The 3678-nt window shown below is 74.3% G+C and carries 5 protein-coding genes; 4 read left to right on the forward strand and 1 reads right to left on the reverse strand.

Going from position 1 to position 3678, the window contains the following annotated elements; all coding sequences use genetic code 11:
* On the reverse strand, positions 1-947 hold a 947-nt coding region (locus AC2CHG_RS30480; protein WP_484526107.1), incomplete at its 3' end, for a serine/threonine-protein kinase.
* A gap of 180 nt (positions 948-1127) precedes the next feature.
* Between AC2CHG_RS30480 and AC2CHG_RS30485 the strand changes: the two genes are divergently transcribed.
* The 4 genes from AC2CHG_RS30485 to AC2CHG_RS30500 all read left to right on the forward strand — a co-directional run.
* Positions 1128-1961, forward strand: coding sequence for a patatin-like phospholipase family protein (locus AC2CHG_RS30485; protein WP_135241860.1), 834 nt, complete (start codon positions 1128-1130; stop codon positions 1959-1961).
* The gene (locus AC2CHG_RS30490) at positions 1962-2984 is read left to right on the forward strand and encodes a 1-acyl-sn-glycerol-3-phosphate acyltransferase (RefSeq protein ID WP_262013914.1); all 1023 of its coding nucleotides are present in this window, start codon (positions 1962-1964) and stop codon (positions 2982-2984) included.
* A gap of 55 nt (positions 2985-3039) precedes the next feature.
* Entirely contained in the window at positions 3040-3360 is a 321-nt protein-coding gene (gene cutA, locus AC2CHG_RS30495) for a divalent-cation tolerance protein CutA (RefSeq protein ID WP_484526108.1), read from the forward strand.
* A 47-nt stretch (positions 3361-3407) separates the two neighbouring features.
* Positions 3408-3678, forward strand: a 271-nt coding sequence (locus AC2CHG_RS30500; RefSeq protein ID WP_484526109.1) for a hypothetical protein, incomplete at its 3' end; no start/stop codon positions are given.

The raw sequence follows: 3678 nt of genomic DNA on the forward strand, positions 1-3678 counted from the left end.
GCGGGGGCCGGGCCCGAGGTCGGCGGCCCGGCCGGTTCCGGGCCGGCCGGTGGCGGCGAGGTCAGCGCGGGCAGCGTCATGGTCGGCGCCAGCATGGTGGCGGCCTGCGGGTCGGCGGGCAGCAACTGGTCGCGCAGCACGGCGGCGACCCGGTGCGCGGTGGGCCGCCGGCGCGGGTCGCGGGCCAGGCAGCGCAGGCAGATGTCCGCGACCGGACCGGGCAGTCCCGGTACGTCGTCCAGTGTGGGCTCCGGACAGTCCGCGAGGGCCGCGCTCAGTTGCTCCCAGGTCTCCGCCGGGTACGGCGGGTGCCCGGTCAGCGTCTCGAACAGCAGCACGCCCAGCGAGTAGACGTCGGTGGCGGGCTGGGCGGGCGCGCCGTCGAGCCGTTCCGGCGCCACGTACGCCGGGGTGCCGAACGTGCCGCCGTCCTCGTCGTCGTCCGGCGCGCCGATCCGGGTGGCGATGCCGAAGTCGAGCACCTTCGCGCCGGTGCCGGTCATCATCACGTTGGCCGGGGTCACGTCCCGGTGCACGATGCCGAGCCGGTGTGCCGCGGCCAGCGCCTCGGCCACCTGCGCGCCCGTCTCCACCGCCGCCGGCCAGGGCAGCGGACCCTCGGTGAGCCGGTGTTCCAGCTCCTCGCCGCTGAGCAGCTCCATCACCACGAACGAGGTGATCGAGCCGTCCGGGGCCACCGTCTCGCCGTAGTCGTGCACGGCGGTGACGTGCGGGTGGTCGAGCTGGGCGGCGGAGCGGGCCTCCTCGCGCACCATGTCGCGGAACCGGGCGTCGGCGGCGAGCGAGGGAGCGAGCACCTTGACCGCCACGATCCGGTCGAGCACCTCGTCGCGGGCACGCCAGATCACCGACATGCCACCGGCACCGATCCGGTCGATGAGCCGGTACCGCCGGGCCAGCAGACGGCCGGCCTGGAGTGTCGCCATCAGCTCGCACCTGCCTGGGCTCGGGAGCGCTATCAGGTTGCGGGAATGTGTCTGACCTGTCAACAGTCGTCCGGTTGACGATCGCGCTGCGTCACAACTCGGGCCGGTGTCGCGTGACGGTCCGGTCACGGGCGGGGCGGCCGGCCGGCCGGGTGTGGGCCGCGTGCCAGGATGAACGGCATGGCAGCAGGTCCGGTGGCGTTCGTGCTCGGCGGCGGGGGAGTGCTCGGCGCGGTCGAGGTGGGCATGCTGCGCGCCCTGTTCCGCGCCCGGATCAAACCCGACATGGTGCTGGGCACGTCGATCGGCGCGGTCAACGGCGCCCTGGTCGCCGCCGACCCGACCGAGGCGGTCACCGACCGGCTGGTCCGGCTCTGGGCGTCGCCCGAGGCCAGCGAGGTGTACGGCGACTCGGTCGCCCGGCAGCTGCGCCGGTTCGCGGCACGTACCCACCTGCACTCGCCCCGCCCGCTGTACCGCCTGCTGGAGAGCGCGCTGGGCGAGGACACCACGTTCGCCGACCTGGCCGTGCCGTTCCGCTGCTGCGCCGCGAACATCGAGCGCGCGGCCGAGCACTGGTTCCACACCGGACCGCTGGTGCCGGCGGTGCTCGCCTCCGCCTCGGTGCCCGGGCTGCTGCCTCCCACCCAGATCGACGGCCAGCACTACATCGACGGCGGGGTGGTCAATTCGATCCCGGTCGGCGAGGCGGTGCTGCTCGGCGCGAAGCAGATCTTCGTACTCCAGGTGGGCCGGATCGAACGCGAGCTGACCCCGCCGCGCCGCCCCTGGGAGATCGCCCAGGTGGCGTTCGAGATCGCCCGCCGGCACCGGTTCGCGCGGGAGATGGCGGCGCTGCCCGAGGACGTCGAGGTGCACGTGCTGCCCACCGGCGGGCTGGAGCCGCGCGACGACAGCCCGTGGGCGTACCGGGACACGGCGGCGGTGGGACGGCGGATCAGTCGCGCGTACACTGCCTCCCGCCGATACCTGGACACCGCGCTGGAGCGCTGAATGCCGCTGCCACCCCGCTGGCTACGCCGGTTGGTGCTCGCCCCTGGTGTGGTGCTGCTGGCCTTCCTCGTGGTGACCACGCTGCCCGGCTGGGCGCTGCTGGCGCTGGCCGCGTCCCCGCTGGTGCCGGGGCGGCTGCGCCCGCTGCGGCTGCTCTGGATCGGCACCGTCTACCTGGTCTGGGACGCCGCCGCGCTGCTCGCCCTGTTCCTGCTCTGGCTCGCCTCCGGCTTCGGCGTGTACAAGCGCGCGCCGGCCTTCCAGCGGGCCCACTACGTGCTGGCGGGCTGGTTCCTGCGGATCATGTTCTGGCAGGCCCGCTGGACGCTGCGGCTGAGCATCGACGTGGTCGGCACCGACCCGGACACCGCCTTGCCCGGCCGCCCCGAGCTGGTGGTCTGCCGGCACGCCGGGCCCGGCGACTCGTTCATCCTGATCCACGCGCTGGTGAACTGGTTCAACCGGGAACCCCGGATCGTGCTCAAGGAGACCCTCCAGTGGGACCCGGCGATCGACGTGCTGCTCAACCGGCTGCCCAACCGGTTCATCGCGGCCGGGCCGGACGGGCGCGAGTCGGTGGCCCGGCAGGTCGGGCACCTGGCCACCGGCCTGGATGACGACGACGCCTTCGTGATCTTCCCGGAGGGCGGCAACTTCACCCCGGCGCGCCGGCAGCGCGCGATCGACCGGCTGCGGTCGCTCGGTCTGGAACGGATGGCGCGCCGCGCCGAGCGGATGCGGCACGTGCTCGCCCCGCAGCCGGGCGGTCTGCTCGCCGCGCTCGACGCCGCGCCGGACGCGGGCGTGATCTTCGTGGCGCACACCGGGCTGGACCAGATGCTCACCGTCGCGGACGTGTGGCGCGAGCTGCCGATGGACAAGCGGATCGTGATGCGGTTCTGGTCGGTGCCGCCGGAGGAGATCCCGGCCGGCAAGCAGGAACGCATCGACTGGCTGTTCGACTGGTGGGCCCGCATCGACAGGTGGATCGCGGACAACCGCAACGGCACCGTGGACGCCTGAGCTGTTTCCCCGCGCCTGCTCGGCGTGGTGGCAGCGGGCCGCGTAGGGTGCGCTCGTGGAGCAGATCTGCGTGGTGACGACTGTGGTGGACGCCCGCGGGGTCGCGGACGTGCTGGCGGCCGCGGCCGTCGCCGGCCGGCTGGCGGCCTGCGCCCAGGTCGGCGGTCCGGTGGACAGCACCTACTGGTGGCAGTCGGCGATCCAGACCACCGCCGAGTGGCAGGTGCGGTTCAAGACCGCGCCGGACCGGGTGGACGGCCTGGTCGACCAGCTCCGCGCCAACCACCCCTACGAGGTGCCGGAGATCCTGGTCAGCCGGGAGGACAGCGGCAATCCCGGCTACACCGCCTGGGTGCGCGAGCAGACCCGGCCCTAGGTACTCCTACTCTGTCCGTCCGCCCCGCCGCCCGCGAAGCTGGCCGGGTGGAGAACACCGGCTACCCCTGCCCCGGTTGCGGCGCCCCGGCCGACCTCGTCGCCGGATGCCGCGGCTGCGGCCGTCCGCCCTACCCGCCCGCCGCCGAGGTGGTCCGGCTGGACCGGGAGATCATCGAGCTGGTGCCGCGCGTCGAGGCGGCCCGGCTCGCGTACCAGGATCTGTCCGGCCGGCTGGTCACGGCCCGGCAGCGGCGGGCGGTGCTGGCCGCCCGGGTCCGTCAGGAGATCCCCGCGCCGCGCGCCGCCGGTCCCGCGC

The sequence above is a fragment of the Micromonospora sp. ATLC20 genome (assembly GCF_057196585.1).

Coding starts and splice junctions, on each gene's coding strand:
- AC2CHG_RS30485 (WP_135241860.1), top strand. CDS start 1,128: ATGGCAGCAGGTCCGGTGGCGTTCGTGCTCGGCGGCGGGGGAGTGCTC.
- AC2CHG_RS30490 (WP_262013914.1), top strand. CDS start 1,962: ATGCCGCTGCCACCCCGCTGGCTACGCCGGTTGGTGCTCGCCCCTGGT.